Consider the following 21,758-nt stretch of genomic DNA (forward strand, 5'->3'; position numbering starts at 1 on the left):
TGGTAGCTTCTATTTTTTCTTTATATCTGACGCTTTTTTAACAATAACACCGCAAGCAATTCGATTACCAGATTTTCCTGTTGGTTGTGTCATACCATCATCAGGGTTTTCTGTAATTATAATAGACGCTCCATCTTTTCTATGAATCGTCGTTTTCCCTTCTTCAAGTGTTATATGCGGCGCGTCGATTTCCGCTTTAATCTTTCCAGAACCGTCTGCAACTACGTTCGGTAAATCACCGTTTTCTGCACCTTTCGGATTGAGGAGTCCGTGCTTTTTCTTATCTGGATTAAAATGATTCCCAGATGATTCAAAACGAGGTGCTTTACACTCTCCAATTTCGTGTACATGTATTCCATGCGGGCCTGGTGTAAAACCTTCCGCTTTAATCTTAATCTTCACTCCACTTGTTTGTTGAACGACTTTTGCAGTCCCAACTTCATCACCTGAAGCATTATGTAATTTCACATCAATTTCTTTCGGCTTTCCTTGGTCACAACCCGCCATCAGAAATAACAAACAACAACTAAAAAAAAGCCGTCTTTTCATTCTATTCCCTCCAAAATACATTCTGCCCTTAGATTGTCCGAGCATAGAGGGAAACATACAAAAATGAATTAGTGTTTCTTCTCAGCTAAAAGCTTCTCTTCTACTTTCTGTAATCGCTCTGCTTCTCGTTTTGATACACGAATGAACATACGCCACGTAGCAACCGCACCGATGATAAATAGAACGCAAACAATACCTGGAATAATATATTCTGTTTTATCTTCCGGAAAATATAAAGGCATCATATGGAACACTCCTTATCAGGGGATTCATAAAAATCAACATCAGAATTTTCTGTTATATTATTTTAAATTATAGTTGAACCCATTCATATTCTCAAGGACATTCCGTGAACGAATGATTTCTTTGACTCCTTCACGCACTTTCCTTACTATTAATTTGAGGTGAAAAATATGAGAGAAACATTTGAAATTGGTGAAATCGTTACTGGTATTTATAAAACTGGAAAATATATCGGTGAAATTACAAATAGCCGCCCTGGCAGTTACGTCGTAAAAGTATTAGCTGTTTTAAAACATCCAGTGCAGGGTGATTTACATAATGTAAAACAAGCTGATGTACCATTTTTCCATGAAAGACGCGCTTTAGCTTTCCGTGAACAGACGAACATTCCAGAGCAAATGGTGAAAAAATATGAAGGAGAAATCCCGGATTATAGAGAGTCACTAAAATTAGCATTAGAAACTCAAATGAATTCATTTTCTGAAGATGATTCACCTTTTGCAGGGCGTAGTCTAGAAACACTTCAGCAATTGAAGCAAGATTACAAACTCTAAAAAAACAAAACGACCAAATTACATATTGTGCAATTTGGTCGTTACTGTGTACTCACTTTCTTTAACACTTTCGAAAAATCAACAAGCTCGCCTAATGTTGGAGGTGCTGGTTTGACTAAATACTCTTTATCTTTTTCTACTAACTTAAAAATATTATATGTCGTCATCGCATCATCAAGCGCACAATGATGCTTTCCTGTTCCTACTTTTCCATACGCCTCAATCGCTTTCCACAATCCTGTTTGATTTCGCTCTCCAAAAAACTTCTTATACTCAAGCGATAAATCACGGAACTGTCCGAAGAATGGAAATACTACTCCCGCCATTTCGCAGTTATGCTTCAATACTTTCATATCCATATTTCCCCACGTTACAATTGTCGGTTTGCATCTCTTTTCATATTCGGCAAGTTTCTCAACAAGTTCATGAAAAGAAATTCCTTTGTCCACTACTTCTTGTTTAATTCCTAAAAATTTTTTACATCGATCCGTTAAGGACGGAAATGTTTTTGGCCTGACATGTGACGAATACGTATCTTCCACCTTACAACCAACAACTGAAACGAGTCCTACCTCAATAATTTCCGGAAAAAAACCTTTTGGTTTTTTTCTATGCTGGGGCATCGTAAACTCAAAGTCTAAAAATAAAAATCGTTGTTCATCCATACGATCCCTTCCTTATCATTTTTGTCATTCCTTTCTATTTGGCACTCCTACACGAACAAGCTCGAACGCTGATTCCATTTTAAATATTCGGATTGGATGTATCTTATATATATGTCAAATGCCCGCAAATATTTTAAAAAATAAGAAAAAATGACCTATGCAGAAAATATGACAAAATAGCCCCTTTCATTTACATCCGTCATTTTCCTACTTTATAATGACGTTATGTGTGTTTCTTCTAGAATATTTTTGACACACTAAGAAAAGTGAACGAAAGGAGATGAGAGTTTTGCACGAAACAACGCAAGAGCTCGCAAACTGGCAGTATTATTTTGCTATCGCAGTCTTTTTAATTACATATGCCATTATTATTTCTGAAAAAATTAACCGCGCTGTCATCGCACTTCTTGGTGCAGCACTCATGGTAATTGTGGGTGTCGTTGACTTACACAACGCCTTTACGAAACATATTGAATGGGGAACTATTACGTTACTCATCGGTATGATGATACTAGTAAACATTACAAGTAAGTCAGGGGTCTTCCAATACGTTGCCATTAAAGCTGCAAAAGGAGCTCAAGGAAATCCAATTAAAATTTTAATTTCACTTTCCTTACTTACCGCACTTGGCTCCGCATTTTTAGATAACGTTACAACAGTACTTCTTGTCGTTCCAGTTACTTTATCTATTACGCGCATACTGCAAGTAAATCCTGTTCCATATTTACTTTCTGAAATTATTTTTTCAAACATCGGAGGAACAGCAACATTAATTGGTGATCCACCAAATATTATGATTGGCTCTGCAAATAAGCATTTAGATTTCAATGCTTTCTTATTAAACTTAGCACCTATCGTAATTATTATCATTGCTGTTACAGCGACAATGCTTTACTTCATGTACCGTAAGCAATTAATTGCTGATCCTGTACAAGTTAAAAAATTAATGAGCTTAGATGAAAAACAATACATTAAAGATCCAGTATTAATGAAGAAATCTTTAACAGTACTTGGACTTACTATTGTAGGTTTCATGACTCATTCCATTTTCCATATTGATGCAGCTATCATTGCCTTAACTGGCGCTACTGTACTTATGCTAATCGGTGTGAAAGAACATGAAATCGAAGAGGTATTCGCTAGTGTAGAGTGGGTAACAATCTTCTTCTTCGCGGGACTATTCGTACTCGTTGGAGGACTTATCGACATCGGTCTTATCAAAATGTTAGCTCAAAAAGTAATTGGAATAACAGGCGGAGATATTTCTTACGCATCTATTCTTATTCTATGGGTATCTGGTATCGCCTCTGCAACAATCGATAACATTCCATTTGTTGCAACAATGATCCCACTTATTAACGATATGGCAGTCGGACTAGGTTTATCACCTTCTGACGCACAAATCGACGTACTATGGTGGGCATTAGCATTAGGTGCTTGCCTAGGTGGAAATGGAACATTAATCGGGGCTTCCGCTAACGTAATCGTAGCCGGTATCGCTAGCCGTGAAGGACATAAATTTAGCTACATGGACTTCCTAAAAGTCGGTTTCCCAATTATGATCGTTTCATTAATCATTTCTCACATTTACATTTACTTACGCTACCTTATGTAGTAATTAAGCGCCCTGCTAAGCAGGGCGCCTTTTTTCTGGAACAAAGCTCAATATATCAGCTATTTTCTCATTATATCGACCGCAACTCCAATTATATCGGCGGTTTTCTCATTATATCGACTTATCAACAAAAACGGAAAATCTACTCGTTATACCTCACCGGTTCATTCCGAATAATAAACAAATGAATCGGCAAGAAAACCGAAAATGTGATTGTATGAATGATAGTAAATAGTATGGCATTCATTCCGTATCTATCTAAAATAGCGTAGATGAGATAAATAGACAGCACAATCGACACAGCAATTGCTAATAAATGTATAATTGGCACAAAATTAAAGATGAAACACGCGACATATATACCGAATATTTTCCATCCTGCTTCTTCTTTCAAGAAATCTGGCAATTTATCTTTCGCTAAGTCACCCCATGTCTTACTATTTAAAAAAGGAATAAACGCAAGAACACCATCAGTTGCACCATCATTTTTCGCCATCGTATAAAGTGCAAAAGCCGTTAACAAATACGAAATAATGGCCCAAATTAAAACGACAAGAACGAACGCAAAACTAAGAGCAAAGAAACCTGCTAGTACGCCTTGATCTTCCATCTTATCCTCTCCTCTCTCTTCTCAACATATTTCATTAACCTACAAGTTATGTTTTAAAATTCATCCAAACCCTCTGTATAATAATATGAGAAAGACAATAAGAGAGGAGAACCTACTTATGCATCCATTTGTAAAAGCATTACAAGAGCATTTTACAGCTCATAAAAACCCTGAAAAAGCAGAACCGATGGCACGTTATATGAAAAATCACTTCCCTTTTCTCGGTATTCAAACTCCCGAGCGAAGACAATTATTGAAAGACGTCATTCAAATACATACTCTCCCAGATAAAAAGGACTTTCAAATTATCATACGTGAGCTTTGGGACTTACCAGAACGTGAATTTCAAGCTGCCGCACTCGACATACTACAAAAATATAGAAAACACATAAATGAAACTCATATCCCATTTTTAGAAGAACTTATTGTTACAAAATCTTGGTGGGATACTGTCGACGGCATCATCCCTACATTTTTAGGTGATATCTTTTTAAAACATCCAGAATTAATTTCCGCATATATTCCAAAATGGATTGCATCAGAAAACATATGGCTACAACGTGCTGCTATTTTATTCCAGCTGAAATATAAACAAAAGATGGATGAAGAACTCCTTTTCTGGATTATCGGACAACTGAACTCATCAAAAGAATTTTTCATTCAAAAAGCTATCGGCTGGGTCCTTCGTGAATACGCAAAAACAAGGCCTGATGTAGTTTGGGAATACGTTCAAACTAACAAACTCGCTCCGTTAAGTAAACGTGAAGCAATTAAGCACATTAAACAAACTTACGGAATAAATAACGAAAAAATAGGCGAGACTCTATCATAGATAGGCACGTTCCTCTATTGTGATTTAAAAAAGAACGTGATAGAATATGTTCATTATTATTAATATAAGTAGCGATGACGGACTTATAAGTACTTGCACAAAAGCGATTCAGGGATAGTGAAAGCCTGAAGCCGCAAGGAAACGGCAGTCTCGAGCAATACGTGATGAAAGTGGATGTGCGAAATGCGCATCAACTAGGGTGGAACCGCGGGTATATACAAGCTCGTCCCTAGGCAGAATTGCCTAGAGACGAGCTTTTTTGTATTTAATTTAAAAGCGGAGGTGACTCACTCAGAACAGGAGGGCATTGGAGCTCCTGACGAAGAGGCGCTTTTCGCCTCACAGGAAGGCGCGAAATGACCGACTGTTCTAGTCACCGGAGCTGGATAATTTAAAAGCGGAAGCGGCTCGTTCAAAATGTGAGGCGGAAATAGCTCGTTTCACAAGTATCCATCACGTCATCGCCAATACGTTAACTTTCAAAAGGAGGATTTTATTATGTATTCAATGGAACAAGTTGTAAACTTAGCGAAACATCGCGGTTTTGTTTTCCCTGGTTCTGAAATTTACGGTGGTCTTGCAAACACTTGGGATTACGGTCCACTTGGAATCGAATTAAAAAATAACGTTAAAAAAGCTTGGTGGAAAAAATTCATTCAAGAATCTCCATACAACGTTGGGTTAGATGCTGCTATCTTAATGAACCCAAAAACTTGGATCGCTTCTGGTCACGTTGGTAACTTTAATGACCCAATGATCGACTGTAAAAAATGTAAAGCTCGTCACCGTGCTGACAAATTAATTGAAGATGCATTAGATGCAAAAGGCATCGAAATGGTCGTTGACGGTCTTACTTTCGACCAAATGGCTGACTTAATGAAAGAACATGAAGTAAAATGCCCAGATTGCGGTAGTCAAGAATTCACGGAAATCCGTCAATTCAACTTAATGTTCAAAACATTCCAAGGTGTTACAGAGTCTAGCACAAACGAAATCTTCCTTCGTCCTGAAACAGCACAAGGTATTTTCGTAAACTTTAAAAACGTACAACGCTCTATGCGTAAAAAACTTCCATTTGGTATTGGCCAAATCGGTAAAAGTTTCCGTAACGAAATTACACCTGGTAACTTCACATTCCGTACACGTGAATTCGAACAAATGGAACTTGAATTCTTCTGTAAACCTGGTGAAGATTTAGAGTGGTTCGCATTCTGGCGTGAAACTTGTAAAAACTGGTTACTTTCACTTGGTATGACTGAAGAAAGCATGCGTCTTCGTGACCACGGTGAAGAAGAGTTATCTCACTACAGTAATGCAACAACTGATATTGAATTCAGATTCCCATTCGGTTGGGGCGAACTTTGGGGCGTTGCATCTCGTACAGATTTCGATTTAAAACGTCACATGGAACACTCTAACGAAGACTTTAACTATATTGATCCACAAACGAATGAGCGTTACGTACCATATTGCATCGAGCCATCTCTAGGTGCAGACCGTGTAACATTAGCATTCTTATGTGATGCATATGAAGAAGAGCAATTAGAAAATGATTCTCGTACAGTTCTTCGTTTCCACCCTGCTTTAGCACCATACAAAGCAGCAATCTTACCATTATCTAAAAAGCTATCTGAAGGTGCTACTGAAGTATTCGCAGAACTAGCTAAAGACTTCATGGTAGACTTTGACGAAACTGGTTCTATCGGTAAACGTTACCGTCGTCAAGACGAAATCGGTACACCATTCTGTATCACATATGACTTCGACTCAGTTGAAGACAAAGCTGTTACAGTACGTGACCGTGACACAATGGAACAAGTTCGTATGCCAATTAGCGAACTAAAAGGTTTCTTAGAGAAGAAAATCCAGTTCTAATTATAAAAAAGAGGCAGCTCATAAGAGCCGCCTCTTTTCTATTTTTCACGTTTTTCTTTAATTGCTACCGTACATCTTGAAATACATAATAAATCGTCATTTTCATCAATGATACGAATATCCCAAACCATCGTTGTTTGTCCTCTATGTATCGGTGTTCCGATCGCTGTTACAATTCCATCTTGCTTTGAACGAATATGGTTTGCGTTAATTTCTAATCCGAAACAAATACATTTTTCTTGATCAATTAAATTGTATGAACCAACACTTGCCACAGTTTCTGCTAAAGCAACAGATGCACCGCCATGTAAAAAGCCAAACGGCTGATGCGTGCGTCCATCCACCGGCATCGTAGCAACTACCTTATCTTCTGTCATTTCTAACAACTCAATTCCAAGCGAATCCATTAAAGTTTTTGACATATCGTTTCCCCCCTTCTCTCACTTTTAATTAAATGTATATTTTTACCTATTTACTTTCAAACTACCTATAACACTTATATAAGGAGGTTTCACCTAAATGAAACAAAAATTTTGTATACTACTGCTTATATTCTCCTTGCTGACTATTGTACCAAATTGTACGCATGCAGCCAAAGCATCTAACCTGACAATTGATGTTAAGACTGTAACGCAAAAAGGTAAGAAACCTTATATAGAATATCAAATTAATAGGCCTTCTTTTCACAATTTTTCTGATTCACAATTTCAAAATAAGCTGAATTCCTATTACCAAAATTCTACTGATAAATTTAAAAGTAAGTTAGAGAAAGAAGCGAAGAAATATTATAAAGAAACAGAAGGATCTAGCACACCTTTTCATCCATACATTGCAAATGTTGACTATAAAGTAGCTTTAAACAAACCACCTTTTCTCAGCCTATATGTGAATTACTATCAATATACAGGCGGAGCGCACGGACTTTATACGTGGAAGGCAAATACATTTGATTTAAACGAAAAAAAATTATTACACTTAGACGATCTATTTCAACAAGAGGATAAATATAAAGAAATAATTCGTACAGAGATTGTAAGACAAATTAAACAAAATGAAAGCATTTATTTTCCTGACGCAACCGAAAAGGTAATGAGCGCTAAAAAGTTCCACTACTTTTTAGAACCAGATAATCTCGTGATTTATTTCCCTTTATATGAAATTGCTCCTTATTCAAGCGGAATCCCACAATTTCGTATTCCATATACATTGCTGAGAGACTATTTAAAGTCTTCTTATCAAAATATTTTGATTGACAACAAGTAAATATTTTCGCTACGATATTGTTAACCTAAACACAACAGGGAGTTAACAATATGAGGAGATTTCATGTTTTAGATCTAGCATTGGCTGCCATGTTCGTCGCTCTTATGGCTATTGGTGCAAATATTGTATCTTGGGCACCATTCCTACAAATAGCGGGCGTTCCATTATCTATGCAACCATTTTTCGCAATTTTAGCAGGGCTTCTTCTTGGAAGTAGACTTGGGGCATTATCAATGACTGTTTATATGCTTGTTGGAGTAGCAGGTGCGCCAATCTTCGCTAACTTCAAAGCTGGATTTGGAGCACTTTTAGATCCTACTGGTGGTTTTATTATCGCATTTATTATCGTTGCTTACGTATCAGGAAAACTAGTGGAACGAAAAGAAAGACCAACATTCAGCACCTTTGCAATTGCTTCTTTCGCCGGAATCATTTTAACGTATATTATCGGTACTACTTATATGTACGGGGCAGTCAATATTTTCATGGGCGGTAATATGAGTTATAAAGCCGCTTGGATGATTATGATGTGGTTTGCAGTAAAAGATATTGCATTTACAATTATCGGCGCTATTATCGCACCTCGCATATACTATGCTGTACGCCGTTCAGCCTATCAACACTCTCATTCGACTATTTCATAATAAAAAGGAGTTGTTCCTATGGGAACAACTCCTTTTTATTATATTAAGACTCTTGCTTCGTTTGCTCATCTAAAATTTTCTTCATCATGACAAGCATATCATCACGTAATTCTGCGTGTTGCAATGCCATTTCAATTGTTGTTTGAACAAATCCTAATTTTTCACCAACGTCATAACGCTTTCCTTCGAAATCATACGCAAATACACGTTGAATTTCATTTAAGCTTTGAATTGCATCCGTTAACTGAATTTCGCCACCCGCTCCAACTTGTTGCTGTTCCAAGAACATAAAGATTTCAGGAGTTAAAACGTAACGTCCCATAATCGCTAAGTTTGAAGGTGCAGTACCTTGCGCTGGTTTTTCAACGAAATTACGAACTTGATAACGACGTCCCTCTTGCTCTAACGGATCGATAATTCCGTAGCGATGTGTTTCTGCCTCAGGAACAGTTTGTACACCAATAACAGAAGAAAGTGTTTTGTCATACTCGTCCATTAATTGACGTAAACATGGTGTTTCAGCTTGAACGATATCATCACCTAATAATACTGCAAATGGCTCATCACCGATGAATTTACGTGCACACCAAACAGCATGTCCTAGCCCTTTCGGTTCTTTTTGACGGATATAATGAATATCTACCATTTTTGAAGAAGCCTGTACTTTTTCAAGTAACTCATACTTTTTCTTTTCTAATAAGTTTTGCTCTAGCTCAAATGCATTATCAAAGTGATCTTCGATAGAGCGCTTTGTTTTACCAGTAACGATAATAATATCTTCGATTCCTGATTTCACTGCTTCTTCTACAATGTATTGGATAGTTGGTTTATCTACTATCGGTAACATTTCTTTTGGCATTGCTTTTGTTGCTGGTAAAAAGCGTGTTCCTAATCCCGCTGCCGGGATAATTGCTTTTCTCACTTTTTTCATGACAAATACCCTCGCTTTTCATTCTAATTCTCTCAGTAAGGTGCAAATTTATAACATTATCTCTTAATAATCCTCTACATCATACAAAACTATAAGAAAAGAGGAGGCCGTTCTCCGTTCTCCTCTTTTCCAATCAGTAGTACTCTATTCTATTATAAACGATTCATAATGTCTTCTTTAATAGTCAGTAACTTTTGTTCACTATTTTGTAAGGAATCATCTTGTACACCAAAGTAGAATTTAATTTTTGGCTCTGTGCCAGATGGACGTAAGCAGAACCAAGAACCATCTTCTAATTGATATTTTAACACATTTGATTTCGGTAAGTGAATCTCTTCCTTATTTCCATCTTGTAAAGTTGTAATGATGCTTTCCTTATAATCCTCAACCGCAACGACTGTGAAGCCAGCTACTTCTTTTGGAGGATTTGCACGGAATGTTGCCATCATCTTTTGAATCTGTTCAGCACCGTCTTTTCCTTTTAACGTTAACGATACAAGATCTTCACGGAAGAAACCATACTTCTCGAATACTTCTAATAGACCATCATATAACGTTTTGCCTTGCGCTTTGTAGTATGCGGCTACTTCACATGCAAATAAGACAGATTGTACCGCATCTTTATCACGGCAGAATGGACGGATTAAATAACCATAGCTTTCCTCATAACCGAATTGGAATTCATATTGTCCACTTTCTTCATACTGTTTAATTTTCTCACCGATAAATTTAAACCCAGTTAACGTATCAACTGTATCCAAACCGTATGCTTTTGCGATTGTGCGGCCAATTTCAGACGTTACGATTGTTTTTAGAACAACACCGTTTTCCGGAAGAGTCCCGTTTTCTTTCTTTTGTGACAATAAGTAATCGAGCATTAATGCACCTGTTTGGTTACCAGTTAATACTTGAAACTCACCATCGTGATTACGAACTGCTACGCCTAGACGGTCTGCGTCAGGATCAGTTGCAATTAACACGTCTGCGCCAATTTTTTCACCGTCACGAATTGCATACTCAAACGCTGCATGCTCTTCTGGATTCGGCGATTTTACTGTAGAGAAGTTTGGATCTGGTAACTCTTGCTCTTTCACAACCGTTACATCTGTAAATCCAACTTCTTCTAGGCCACGGCGTACAGAAATATTTGACGTTCCGTGTAATGGAGTAAAGACGATTTTTAAATCTTTACCAACTTTTTGTACCATTTCTTTATTAATAATGACATTGTTCAATTCTGCTGCATATGCATCATCTACTTCTTGTCCAATTATATGTAATAAACCGTCAGCTTTTAATTGCTCCACATCAGCAACTTCAACTGTTAATTCATCTTTCACTGCATTTACGTAGCTAATTAACTCATCAGCTTCTTTTGGAGGCAACTGCCCACCATCTTCACCATATACTTTATAACCGTTATATTCAGGTGGATTATGACTCGCCGTAAGAACGATTCCACTTACTGTATGTAAATGACGAACTGCGAAAGAAAGCACTGGCGTTGGACGTAAGCTTTCAAATACATATGTTGTAATACCGTGTGCACCAAGTGTAGCAGCTACTTCCATTGCAAATTCAGGTGATTTATGACGAGAATCATACGCTACAACAACACCACGTTTTTTCGCTTCTTCACCTAATTTTTCAATAAAACCTGCTAATCCTTTTGTTGCTTTACGAACTGTATATACATTTAAACGATTCGTACCAGCACCAAGTTCACCGCGCATACCACCTGTACCAAACTCTAAGTTTTTATAGAAGCTATCTTCAATCTTCTTCTCATCTTGTCTCATGTTTTCTAGCTGTTCTTTTAATTCTACATCTAATTCTGCATATGAAAGCCATCGACTAAATTCTTGTTTCCAATTCATCCTTCTATCTCCCCTCACGTGTCATAACTTCATTATATGAAAAAAACAACCTGTATCTCAATATTTTTTAAAATCCAGCAGGATTTTACTATAAATATTTGTATACACTATGGTTAAATACTCCACCAAAGGGAATGAGGATTATGCATGAATGGGGCTTGTCAGAAGAGCTCAAAATAAAAACAAAGCAGATGATCGAAATTGCCGAAAAAGAATTATCAAATATGAGACAAGCAATCGATAAAGAAGATGAATGTATTTTATGTAAAATGGAAGATATTCATCATATGTTAACGAACGTACAGACGTTAGCGGCTACATATTATATTCAAGCATACTTATCACCTTATACGGAAAGTTCGCATTTTATCACAACAGCTGTTCAACATTTAAGCACCCGAAAACACGGTGCTCTTATTGTTGTGGAACGAAACGATATTCTTGATTCTTTCATTCAAACTGGAACGACACTAAACGCACACTTAACCGCTCCACTACTCGAATCAATTTTTTATCCAGGTAATCCTCTTCATGACGGAGCCGTTCTTATTAAAAATAATCATATTGTCTCAGCTGCTAATATTCTTCCGTTAACAAAAAGTACAGAGATTGATTCTGAGCTAGGAACACGCCACCGAGCCGCAATTGGTTTATCAGAGAGAAGCGATTCCCTTATATTAGTTGTCTCTGAGGAAACAGGGCGTACTTCATTCGCTTTAAATGGAAATTTATATACGATTTCTTTATAAGGCGAATCTTTCACTATGTAACACTTTTTGGGACAGTACAATAGTAAATGAAATTATATCGACGTTTCGACAAAGAACATTGACTTACTGACAAAAATTCACAATAGTCGTACCGTATCAATAAGAAAAGACTGTCCCAAAAATTTGAGACAGCCTTTTCTTCAAAAATTATTCTTCTCCGAAACGTTCAACAAGTGTTGCAAGTGTACGAACCATCGCACCTGTTGCTCCAGCCGGGCCTAAATCATGTGCACCTGTTGTTTCAGATGTTCCAGCGATGTCTAAGTGCACCCATGGTGTCTCTTCTGCAAATTCACCTAGGAATGTACCTGCCATAACCGCATGTCCTTCACGACCTGGTGAGTTATTTAGATCAGCAAATTTACTGTTTCGAACACGTTCTTTATCACGCTCAAAAATCGGTAATTGCCAAATCGGCTCATCCGTTTCCATTGATGCTTCTAACACTTGTTCAAACAACTCTTCATCGTTCGTCATTGCACCTGTTGTATGATTTCCAAGTGCAACAATCACACCACCTGTTAACGTTGCAACATCAACAAGGTAATTTGCACCAAGTTTCTTCGCATACGTAATGCCATCAGCTAATGCTAGACGACCTTCTGCATCCGTATTTAATACTTCAATTGTTTTTCCGCTCATAGATGTAATAACATCATCTGGCTTAAATGCTGTACCACTTACAACATTATCAGTTGATGGAATCACAGCAATTACATTTTGCTCAGGGCGAAGTTCACCGATGATTTCCATCGCACCAAGAACTGCTGCTGCACCACCCATATCTCCCTTCATACCAACCATGCCTTCACGAGGTTTTAAAGAGTAGCCGCCTGTATCATATGTAATCCCTTTTCCAACAAATCCAATTACATCCGTCCACTCTTCTTTTCCTTTATAAATAAGAGCGATCATTTTTGGTGGCTCTGTAGAACCTTGGTTTACTGCAAGTAATGCACCCATACCAAGCTCTTCCATCTCTTCTTTCTCAAGAACTTTATAGTCCATATCGTATTTTTCAGCTAACTCAACTGCATACTCAGCAAGCTTTGTCGCTGTTAATACGTTTGGCGGCATGTTCACAAGTGTACGAGCTGAATTTGTTGCACGTCCATGCACATATCCAACTGTTAATGCCGCTTCAATTTCTTGCGCATCTTCTGCCGTAATAGCGATAAGCTTTTCTAGCTCCACACTTTCTTTTTTATCCGTTTTATATGTTTGTAATCCGTATGTGCCAAGGCAATATACTTCAGATGCAATATGAGCTACATCAATCGCGTCTAATTTCTCCGTTACGAAAGAATCAAGTAAGATTGCTGCATCTTGTACTTTTGCCACTTGTAACGATTTAAATGCTTTACTAAGAGCTGCACGTAACGTTTCTGTTGTATATGACTCTTTCTTACCTAAACCAACAAAATAATAACGTTTAACATTTGTTTTTCCTAAGCTATGTACTTTTGAAATGGCTTTCTTCTTAGCAGAAAGTTCTTTTTCTTCTAATAAAACTTGTAATTGTCCCTCAAACGCTTTGTCCAGCTCTTGTACAAAACTGCTCGTTTTATCTTCTTCAAATAAGGCAACAATTACTGCTTCATGACTTGCTAATTCTTTTTGTACTTGAAACATGTTCAGACCCCCTAAATTTCTCTACGCCTATTATAACTATATTTTCGATAAAATGCGACAATTCTAACTTTTATCATCTCATATAAAGTGAAACTTTAATCAGTGGGGGCCATCCCCCACTGATTATTAGCCCACACCAATCGGGATAAAGATGCTACCTCCAATATATTCTATGGTGAAATAAGACAAGAAAAAAAGTCTAGTGTTATTGCCACTAGACTATCTTTGTTTTAAATATTGACCACGAAACACCTGCATCGTTTCATCTTGGTTTAACATCGTTAACTGTTCTTCCGTAAACTTGCCATCTCCGACTTTCACTACATATACGTTTACTTTTTTCTTGCCCCATTGACTATACACATCTTGAACCGTATCGTAATACAAATCAAGCCTATTTCCTTTAATAGCGCCGCCTTTATCCGCTACAACTCCATATCCGTAACCTGGTACAAATAAAATTGTTCCAATTGGGAATACACGTAGATCAGCAGCTATCGTAGAATATAAATCTCTTTTCGCTTTGACACCTGAATATGTAATACCATACTCTGGATGCCCCGGCCTCTTACCAGTCGACTCAACACCTGATGTATAGCCGGTTGCAGTCATTTCTATAACACGATATTTAGACCAGTCATTTGCCTGTTCTAAAGCATTTATCACTTCTTTACTCGGAGCAACTTTTTTCTCAATTTCTGCTGCATGTACTTCTTTTGCACTCGTTTCTTCATATGATTTTATAATTTCTAATAAAGAAACTCCTGTGAAAGCCTTCCATGTTACGCATAATGCGAATGCAAGTAAACAAGTCATCATAATGCGAATACAATATCGTTTTAACATTTTTATATTCCACACTCCTTCATCGTTAATCATTCCCTATACGATAAAGAAATATGCAAAAGAAAATCCCCAATGAAATTGGAGATTAAAACATTTGATACCCACTTTTCCGAAGTTTCTTTATTACAACTCCCGCTAAAGCTGCTCCTACTAATCCAGTAGATAAAATAAACATATCTGCTTGTCCTAAATGCGATACACTCGTTCCAAATGAAGAAAATGTTTCTTTTGGTTTTGAAAAATAATCCCATACACTTGCTTTATTAATAATAAGCATACAAATAATTGGATAAACAATAACCATTACCCATGTAGCCCGCAAAATCATGTTGAGTAAAAATCCAATGCCAAAAAACAAAATAAAGAACAACATCATTGAAATAAGTAGTACCGGTATACTCACTTCTTCTCCCTCTCCTTCGCATACGCCGTAAACACATGATAAGCCGTGTAACCAAATTGCTCTCCTGGATTTAATGTTTTATCCATCTCAAGATGCGACTCTGCTCTTCCTTCTAATAAATATTTAATGAGTACAGAAGTATTTTGATCATCTGCAATATTTTCTGGGCGTAAAAAAGCTACTTCCGACAATTCTTTCTCCTGTACAATAACGTCTTCTCCCTCTGGCTCTAAAAGAAAAATAATCATATTATCGCTAATTTCATTACGAATAACACCCGAACGAATACCGATAATCCCCTTTACATGAGCAACAATGCCTGTCTCTTCTAAAATTTCACGTTTCACAGCTTCATCAACAGTCTCACCTTCATTAACAAAACCAGCTGGTAAAGACCATTGCCCTTTCAATCCACCGTATTTCTTCTTAACGAATAGCCATCTCCCATCTTTTGTAGCTACTAAGCCACTGACAGCTAACCACACTTTTCCTCGCTTCCCCATGATGTAACCTCCTCCACCAAAACGGACAGAATATTCTTTCTTTTTTTATATATTATACTATATTTTTAAATACACTGTGACTTTTCCTTTCTTAGAGTAATATCAACTTCCATATTTTTGATATAATGTTAATAAAGAACTATACGGAAGGAGAAGAAAACGAAACAGTGGCTTCGCGAATCTGCATTTTCTTTCACCGGAAACGCGTATTATACAAAAAAAAGCAGAAACGGCTCATAGCCGTTTCTGCTTTTTCTACTATATATTAAAAGAACTTTAATTTACCTTTTTTAAGAACTAATAAAGGTCCACCAAGTAAGAATAGGTAACGGTTATCGATTACTTTCTTCATAAAGGAAGCTTTCCAACCTGTTAACTTTTTACCCATAACAACGCCCATTGCATCGTCATGACCTAATGAACATACAGATCCTTTATTATCAAATGCGAATTTTTTCATTTCACCTTTGCCACGAACTAATACAGTTAAGTTGTGTGCGATGTTATAACCTTGTTGAATTGCAATTTGTGCTGTTGGTGGGTATGGACGGTTAATCTCTTCATTGATAATTAACGCTGCGTCACCAACCATGAATACATCTTCATGACCTGGAGCATGCATAAACTCATCCACTTTAATACGTCCGCGCATTGCTTCAAATCCAGACTCTTCTACAATACCGTTACCACGAACACCTGCAGCCCAAACTACAGTTTCAGATTTAAGAAGTTCAGAATCATCACCGTTTGCAACAATAATACCTTCTTCAGTTGCTTCTTTAATTGCTGTACCGATGCGGAATTCTACACCTTTTTTCTCAAGTTGTTTTACGGCGTATTCTACTAGTTCTGGATCAAAACCAGGAAGTGCCGTTGGAGCAGCCTCTACACAGATGATGCGTGCTTTTTCACGTGGAATATCGTACTTTTTGCAAAGTTCAGGAATACGATTTGCAAGCTCACCTACGTACTCGATACCAGTAAATCCAGCACCACCAACAACGATTGTTATTAACTCATCGCGTTTTTCAGTCGCATATTGAGCGAATTTTTCTTCCATATGCTCACGAATTTGACGAGTTGCATTAATGTTAGTGATTGAGAATGCATGCTCTTTTAATCCTTTAATTCCGAACGTTTCTGATTCGAAACCAAGTCCGATTACTAAGTAATCATACTCTAATTCACCATTTTGTAAGATAATACGTTTTTCAGCAGCTTTAATTTCTACTACTGTATCTTGTACAAAGTTTACTTTATTTGTATCGATAACGTCTTGAATATCTAGACAGATTTTATCATCCTGTAATGTACCAGCTGCACTTTCATGTAACCAAGTTGCTTGGTAGTGATAGCTGTTGTTGTTTACTAACGTAATTTCAGCTTCACTTACAGATAATGTTTTTTGCAGACGAACAGTCGTAATCATCCCACCATAACCTGCACCTAAAACTACGATTTTTGGAGTCTTCACCAAATCACAACCCTTTTCTTTATATAATAGTAATGAAAAATAATACCAAGTACTAAAATCTCTATTTGTCAAGAATGTGGAATTCATCACATTCTATATCGTAACAAAACGCAGTCAAAAAATCGTACGAAATTTGTCATAGAAAATTAACATAATACTTCCCTATATTAGTCGGTTTTATTCTAGAATTCAAGCGTCTGGGGAATTATCAATATTTTAAAATAACATAGCGTTTTCAAGGGTTTTCCATCCTTTTTTTCATGTATTTTCCTTTCGCTATATTTTATACAATTCTAAAACGTCTATGCACAAACTTACTTATAATTCAGTCGTTTTCAGAAGTATTATTAACTGAAGTATGCTATCATTTATTTTGAAAGTGTCATCATTTGCAGGATTTTCGTGTACATATGAACAATATATGAAATCAATATTAATTTTCCATCTATAGGGGGAATGAAAGTGACAGAAAATCAAAAAGTTTACGACATAACAATAATTGGTGGTGGCCCAACAGGACTATTCACTGCATTTTATGGCGGAATGAGACAGGCAAGTGTAAAAATTATTGAAAGCTTACCTCAACTTGGTGGACAATTATCCGCACTATATCCTGAGAAATACATTTATGATGTAGCTGGATTCCCGAAAGTACGCGCACAAGAGTTAGTTGATAACTTAAAAGAACAAATGAAGAAATTCGATCCAACTGTTTGTTTAGAAGAAGCTGTTGATACGCTTGAGAAACAAGCCGATGGCATCTTTAAACTTGTTACTAATAAACAAACTCACTATTCTAAATCTGTCATTATTACTGCTGGTAATGGTGCTTTCCAACCACGCCGCTTAGAATTAGAAGGCGCAACAAAATACGATAAGAAAAACTTACATTATTTCGTTGATGATATGAATAAATTTGCTGGAAAACGTGTCGTTGTATTTGGCGGCGGTGACTCAGCAGTAGACTGGACAATGATGTTAGAACCGATTGCAGACAAAGTTACAATCGTCCATCGCCGTGATAAATTCCGTGCACATGAACATAGTGTAGAAAACTTAATAAATTCCCGCGCAGAAGTAAGCACACCGTATGTTCCAATTGAACTTATTGGTGATGACACTATTGAGCAAGTCGTTCTTCAACACGTAAAAACAGAAGAAAAAGTTATCATCGATGTTGATGACGTAATCGTAAACTACGGCTTCGTTTCTTCTCTTGGTCCAATTAAAAACTGGGGCTTAGACATTCAAAAGAACAGCATTCTCGTGAATTCGAAAATGGAAACAAATATTCCGGGCATTTACGCTGCTGGTGACATTTGTACATATGAAGGAAAAGTAAAACTCATTGCTTGTGGCTTCGGAGAAGCACCGACAGCAGTAAACAACGCAAAAGCTTACTTTGATCCAAACGCTAAACTTCAACCAATGCATAGCTCAAGTATGTTTTAATATAGAAATAAAAAGAACTCCTTTCACGTATGGAAGGAGTTCTTTTCTTTCTTATAAAGATTCTTAATCCAAATTATCTCAATCCTTTAAACTGCTAATAGTAAAGCACTCCCTCATTTCATACTCTCTCCTAAAAAAACACTACTTTTTTCCAAAAATATGTTACAATAAAACAGAACGAATGTTCTTTGTTTAATAAAGGGGGTTTTACAATGAAAGAACCTATTATCGTAAAAAAAGAAGCTTTCCGGGCTATCGGCGTTTCTATTACGACGACAAACGAAGAAGAGGCGTCTACTGAAGGAAAAATTCCAAAGCTTTGGGATCGCTACTTCCAAGAACAAATCATGCATCACATTCCAAATCAACAAACAAAAGAAACATATTCCTTCTATTCAAACTATGAACCAGATGAAACTGGTACATACAAATTTACAATTGGCATGCCCGTTTCTTCATTAGAAGATGTTCCTGAAAATATGACAGCTTTAACAATACCTGCCGCAACGTATGCAGTATTTACAACAAGAAAAGGCCCTGTATCCGAAGTTATTTGTGAAGCTTGGGAATATATTTGGCAATGGTCGAAAGAAAACAAACGTGCTTTCACAACAGACTTTGAGCTTTATGACGAAAGAGCAATGGATCCAAATAACGCACAAGTAGATATTTATATTGCATTAGCTTAAAAAAAGGTGCCCTTCGGCATCTTTTTTTGTCGTTAAATAGCCACTGGGCAAATTCATTATTATTGTCTACAATGAGAAAGTGCAGTATAGAAATATTAGAAACTGTATAAAACGATTGTTAATAGGTTTTAGTCTAAAATTGGTACATAGAAAGGAAGCAATATGGAGGAACTACAACAAAATAAATCTGCTTTAGAAGGAAGCGGAAAGCCGTTATTGAAAAATACGAATTTCCTTTTTCTTTGGGCAGCTACTCTCTTTTCAAGTTTTGCTTTAGCCTTTTTTACTTTTTCACAAACATGGTACATAGCAAAAACATTAAACCTTGAGGCTTCACTCGGTATTGTTTTCGTGGCACTTAGTGTCCCAAGGCTCGTTTTTATGATTGTCGGCGGCGCAGTAGCTGATAAATTCCCGAAAAAAAACATTATGTTTTACTCTAATATTATTCGTGCTATTCTTGTCGCAACCATTCTCACATGGTTCATCGTCGGTGATGTAACACTATATACATTTGCTTTATTCGCTTTATTCTTCGGACTTGCTGATGCTTTCTTCTGGTCCGCAGACGGATCTATTCTGCCTGAACTCGTAGAAAAAAGCCGTTTAACACAAGCGAATTCACTTACACAAATGACAAACCAAGGATCGGTTATCTTGGGTCCTGTACTTGGCGGAATTCTCATTAAATTTACGAACTATGAAACAATTTTTTCTATTACAATCCTGCTACTTATTATCGCTGCAATACTCGTTCAAAAAATACAATTTACAGTGCCCGAAAAAACTGAAACAGATAAAGGCATGTTTACTTCTATTAAAGAGGGAATTTCATATGTAAAAGAATCACCATTTCTTTCAACTTTCCTTATTTGTAGCGCCTTTTTAAACTTATTTTTAATCGGTCCGATGCAAGTAGGCTTCCCACTCTTCGTCAAAAACGTGCTGCACGGTGACTCACTCCAGTTTAGTTACTTAGAAGCAGCTGTTGGTGGCGGGATGGCAATAGGCGCTGTCATTGTCGGATTAAAAAATATTAATCGTAGACGCGGGTTATTTTGTATTATCATGATGCTACTGTCTGGTGTATTCTTCCTATCCATCAACTTTAGCACCGTACTCTGGCAAGCATTATTAGCTGGAATGTTTTACGGCATTACAATTGCAATGGCTATCGTTCCACTTATGGCAATGATTCAATCAACAGTAAAAGAAGAAATGATGGGACGCGTTATGAGTTTACTCATGCTTTCATCAATGGGATTCATCCCGCTCTCTTACGCATTTACATCGCTTGCACTTGGGATAGGCATTCCAATTGTAACAGTTATGAAAAGCGGTGCAATTGCCGTTATCGTCTTCGTACTATTTGTAGCAATTCGTGTTCCAGTTGTAAGGAAATTCGATTAGTCACCGAGAGTCATGTATTATACGCATGACTCTTTTTTAAATGGATCGAATAACGGTATCCCCTTACTCCGCCTCAAAGCCGCTCCCCATTCTAATCCAATTTCTAAAAATAAATCTCGCATCGTACTATACAAAAGCGCTCCAACATCTTTACGAATTTCTCCGTACTTATACGCCCTCACAACACTTTTCACCCGCCAAATTAAATTTCCATGCACTTCTTCATCAGCTAAAATCTGCTCTAATAAAACACATTGCTCTAGTAATCCGCTTTTTTTATAAGCAAGCTCTACTTTACTCCAAAGTGTATTAATCTTCTTCGGATGACTCGTCATCGGTATAAGTGCGTATATAAAAGGCTTTGGTATATCATGGCGACAATACGTCTCATCAAGCTCGTACGTTATTACTCTTTTCTCTTTTATTTGTGGAATGTTTTTAGAAAGAATTGTTTCCCTCTCATTTTTTTGCTCATTTCCACTACAGCCATCTGTACGATCACCACTTTCACATTCGGACATTTCCATGCGGTCATCCATACGGTCAATCGCAGATTTAAGAAATACATATAAGTTAGCACTATATCCGCCGCGCTTATGCCTCTCTTTTGTCGCAATACGCTTTACAATTCCCATTTCTTCTAACTTTGCAATCGAACGGCGTACAGTACGAATACTCTTTCCGATTTTCTTCGCAATCGTCTCCATTAATGGACAAGCAACACCAACGGTTTCGTTCTTTTCATTAACCGCATACTTTCCTAAAAAATGAATAACGAAAGTATCTGTCTTATTTAGTTGAAACTGATAGCATTTAAAAAGTTGTTTTTGATATGCATTAAACTCCTCTTTACTTCGAAATTCACTATATGGTTTCATTAAGTTATATAAGTTTCCCATTTTTATCACCTCATCTATATGT

At 37.0% G+C, this 21,758-nt stretch carries 23 protein-coding genes; 10 read left to right on the forward strand and 13 right to left on the reverse strand.

All coding sequences use genetic code 11. The features are described 5' to 3' along the window. Nucleotides 1-9 precede the first annotated feature (9 nt). Together U860_RS0117330 and U860_RS35955 are read right to left on the reverse strand one after the other, a co-directional pair. Nucleotides 10-549 (reverse strand): superoxide dismutase family protein, encoded by a 540-nt coding sequence (locus U860_RS0117330; protein WP_025149553.1) that lies wholly within the window; start codon nucleotides 547-549, stop codon nucleotides 10-12. Between the two features lie 68 nt (nucleotides 550-617). Continuing rightward, nucleotides 618-794 carry a hypothetical protein gene (locus U860_RS35955; protein ID WP_002173998.1) on the reverse strand — a complete coding sequence of 59 codons (177 nt, stop codon included), beginning with the start codon at nucleotides 792-794 and terminating at the stop codon, nucleotides 618-620. A 168-nt stretch (nucleotides 795-962) separates the two neighbouring features. Here U860_RS35955 and U860_RS0117340 point away from each other — a divergent pair, with 168 nt between their 5' ends. Then, complete coding sequence (locus U860_RS0117340) at nucleotides 963-1,346, forward strand: kinase-associated lipoprotein B (protein WP_002173999.1); 384 nt, start codon at nucleotides 963-965, stop codon at nucleotides 1,344-1,346. 41 nt (nucleotides 1,347-1,387) lie between these two features. Here U860_RS0117340 and kapD read toward each other — a convergent pair whose 3' ends face one another. Then, on the reverse strand, nucleotides 1,388-2,011 hold the full coding sequence (gene kapD, locus U860_RS0117345) for a 3'-5' exonuclease KapD (protein ID WP_025149554.1): 624 nt from the start codon (nucleotides 2,009-2,011) through the stop codon (nucleotides 1,388-1,390). Between the two features lie 289 nt (nucleotides 2,012-2,300). Between kapD and U860_RS0117350 the strand changes: the two genes are divergently transcribed. Then, nucleotides 2,301-3,626 (forward strand): ArsB/NhaD family transporter, encoded by a 1,326-nt coding sequence (locus U860_RS0117350; protein WP_025149555.1) that lies wholly within the window; start codon nucleotides 2,301-2,303, stop codon nucleotides 3,624-3,626. Between the two features lie 142 nt (nucleotides 3,627-3,768). On the opposite strand, the gene U860_RS0117355 is transcribed toward U860_RS0117350, so the two are convergent. Continuing rightward, nucleotides 3,769-4,236 carry a hypothetical protein gene (locus U860_RS0117355; protein WP_025149556.1) on the reverse strand — a complete coding sequence of 156 codons (468 nt, stop codon included), beginning with the start codon at nucleotides 4,234-4,236 and terminating at the stop codon, nucleotides 3,769-3,771. A 118-nt stretch (nucleotides 4,237-4,354) separates the two neighbouring features. On the opposite strand from U860_RS0117355, the gene U860_RS0117360 reads away from it, so the two are divergent. Together U860_RS0117360 and U860_RS0117365 are read left to right on the forward strand one after the other, a co-directional pair. Further along, nucleotides 4,355-5,068, forward strand: coding sequence for a DNA alkylation repair protein (locus U860_RS0117360; protein ID WP_002174003.1), 714 nt, complete (start codon nucleotides 4,355-4,357; stop codon nucleotides 5,066-5,068). 498 nt (nucleotides 5,069-5,566) lie between these two features. Then, nucleotides 5,567-6,943: a glycine--tRNA ligase gene (locus U860_RS0117365; RefSeq protein WP_000287156.1), complete on the forward strand. Its 1,377-nt coding sequence runs from the start codon at nucleotides 5,567-5,569 to the stop codon at nucleotides 6,941-6,943. Nucleotides 6,944-6,981: 38 nt separating this feature from the next. On the opposite strand, the gene U860_RS0117370 is transcribed toward U860_RS0117365, so the two are convergent. Continuing rightward, nucleotides 6,982-7,365 carry a hotdog fold thioesterase gene (locus U860_RS0117370; protein ID WP_002174004.1) on the reverse strand — a complete coding sequence of 128 codons (384 nt, stop codon included), beginning with the start codon at nucleotides 7,363-7,365 and terminating at the stop codon, nucleotides 6,982-6,984. A 97-nt stretch (nucleotides 7,366-7,462) separates the two neighbouring features. Here U860_RS0117370 and U860_RS0117375 point away from each other — a divergent pair, with 97 nt between their 5' ends. Then, nucleotides 7,463-8,206: a DUF3298 and DUF4163 domain-containing protein gene (locus U860_RS0117375; RefSeq protein ID WP_025149557.1), complete on the forward strand. Its 744-nt coding sequence runs from the start codon at nucleotides 7,463-7,465 to the stop codon at nucleotides 8,204-8,206. 50 nt (nucleotides 8,207-8,256) lie between these two features. Continuing rightward, nucleotides 8,257-8,850, forward strand: coding sequence for a biotin transporter BioY (locus U860_RS0117380; protein WP_002174006.1), 594 nt, complete (start codon nucleotides 8,257-8,259; stop codon nucleotides 8,848-8,850). 43 nt (nucleotides 8,851-8,893) lie between these two features. On the opposite strand, the gene galU is transcribed toward U860_RS0117380, so the two are convergent. After that, complete coding sequence (gene galU, locus U860_RS0117385) at nucleotides 8,894-9,781, reverse strand: UTP--glucose-1-phosphate uridylyltransferase GalU (protein WP_025149558.1); 888 nt, start codon at nucleotides 9,779-9,781, stop codon at nucleotides 8,894-8,896. Nucleotides 9,782-9,933: 152 nt separating this feature from the next. Then, complete coding sequence (locus U860_RS0117390) at nucleotides 9,934-11,658, reverse strand: phospho-sugar mutase (protein WP_025149559.1); 1,725 nt, start codon at nucleotides 11,656-11,658, stop codon at nucleotides 9,934-9,936. Between the two features lie 143 nt (nucleotides 11,659-11,801). Between U860_RS0117390 and cdaS the strand changes: the two genes are divergently transcribed. Next, nucleotides 11,802-12,407 carry a sporulation-specific diadenylate cyclase CdaS gene (gene cdaS, locus U860_RS0117395; RefSeq protein ID WP_025149560.1) on the forward strand — a complete coding sequence of 202 codons (606 nt, stop codon included), beginning with the start codon at nucleotides 11,802-11,804 and terminating at the stop codon, nucleotides 12,405-12,407. Between the two features lie 168 nt (nucleotides 12,408-12,575). Here cdaS and pepA read toward each other — a convergent pair whose 3' ends face one another. From pepA to U860_RS0117420, 5 genes are all read right to left on the reverse strand, one after another. Continuing rightward, on the reverse strand, nucleotides 12,576-14,060 hold the full coding sequence (gene pepA / locus U860_RS0117400; protein WP_025149561.1) for a cytosol aminopeptidase: 1,485 nt from the start codon (nucleotides 14,058-14,060) through the stop codon (nucleotides 12,576-12,578). A gap of 219 nt (nucleotides 14,061-14,279) precedes the next feature. Beyond that, nucleotides 14,280-14,906, reverse strand: coding sequence for a 3D domain-containing protein (locus U860_RS0117405; protein ID WP_002174011.1), 627 nt, complete (start codon nucleotides 14,904-14,906; stop codon nucleotides 14,280-14,282). 85 nt (nucleotides 14,907-14,991) lie between these two features. Next, on the reverse strand, nucleotides 14,992-15,309 hold the full coding sequence (locus tag U860_RS0117410; RefSeq protein ID WP_002174012.1) for a YuiB family protein: 318 nt from the start codon (nucleotides 15,307-15,309) through the stop codon (nucleotides 14,992-14,994). Next, the gene (locus U860_RS0117415) at nucleotides 15,306-15,812 is read right to left on the reverse strand and encodes an NUDIX hydrolase (protein ID WP_025149562.1); all 507 of its coding nucleotides are present in this window, start codon (nucleotides 15,810-15,812) and stop codon (nucleotides 15,306-15,308) included. Before U860_RS0117415 ends, U860_RS0117410 begins: the two co-directional genes overlap by 4 nt. 265 nt (nucleotides 15,813-16,077) lie before the next feature. Continuing rightward, entirely contained in the window at nucleotides 16,078-17,286 is a 1,209-nt protein-coding gene (locus tag U860_RS0117420) for an NAD(P)/FAD-dependent oxidoreductase (RefSeq protein WP_002174015.1), read from the reverse strand. 462 nt (nucleotides 17,287-17,748) lie between these two features. On the opposite strand from U860_RS0117420, the gene U860_RS0117425 reads away from it, so the two are divergent. The 3 genes from U860_RS0117425 to U860_RS0117435 all read left to right on the forward strand — a co-directional run bounded on the left by U860_RS0117425 (nucleotide 17,749) and on the right by U860_RS0117435 (nucleotide 20,837). Beyond that, a complete protein-coding gene (locus U860_RS0117425; RefSeq protein ID WP_025149563.1) occupies nucleotides 17,749-18,738 on the forward strand; it encodes an NAD(P)/FAD-dependent oxidoreductase in 990 nt (329 codons plus the stop codon). A 212-nt stretch (nucleotides 18,739-18,950) separates the two neighbouring features. Then, entirely contained in the window at nucleotides 18,951-19,427 is a 477-nt protein-coding gene (locus tag U860_RS0117430) for a GyrI-like domain-containing protein (RefSeq protein WP_025149564.1), read from the forward strand. A gap of 162 nt (nucleotides 19,428-19,589) precedes the next feature. Then, the gene (locus U860_RS0117435; protein ID WP_025149565.1) at nucleotides 19,590-20,837 is read left to right on the forward strand and encodes an MFS transporter; all 1,248 of its coding nucleotides are present in this window, start codon (nucleotides 19,590-19,592) and stop codon (nucleotides 20,835-20,837) included. Between the two features lie 17 nt (nucleotides 20,838-20,854). On the opposite strand, the gene U860_RS0117440 is transcribed toward U860_RS0117435, so the two are convergent. After that, nucleotides 20,855-21,736 (reverse strand): helix-turn-helix domain-containing protein, encoded by an 882-nt coding sequence (locus U860_RS0117440; RefSeq protein WP_025149566.1) that lies wholly within the window; start codon nucleotides 21,734-21,736, stop codon nucleotides 20,855-20,857. Between the last annotated feature and the right edge of the window lie 22 nt (nucleotides 21,737-21,758).

This window comes from Bacillus sp. H1a, assembly GCF_000633475.1.
Lineage (GTDB): Bacteria > Bacillota > Bacilli > Bacillales > Bacillaceae_G > Bacillus_A > Bacillus_A paramycoides.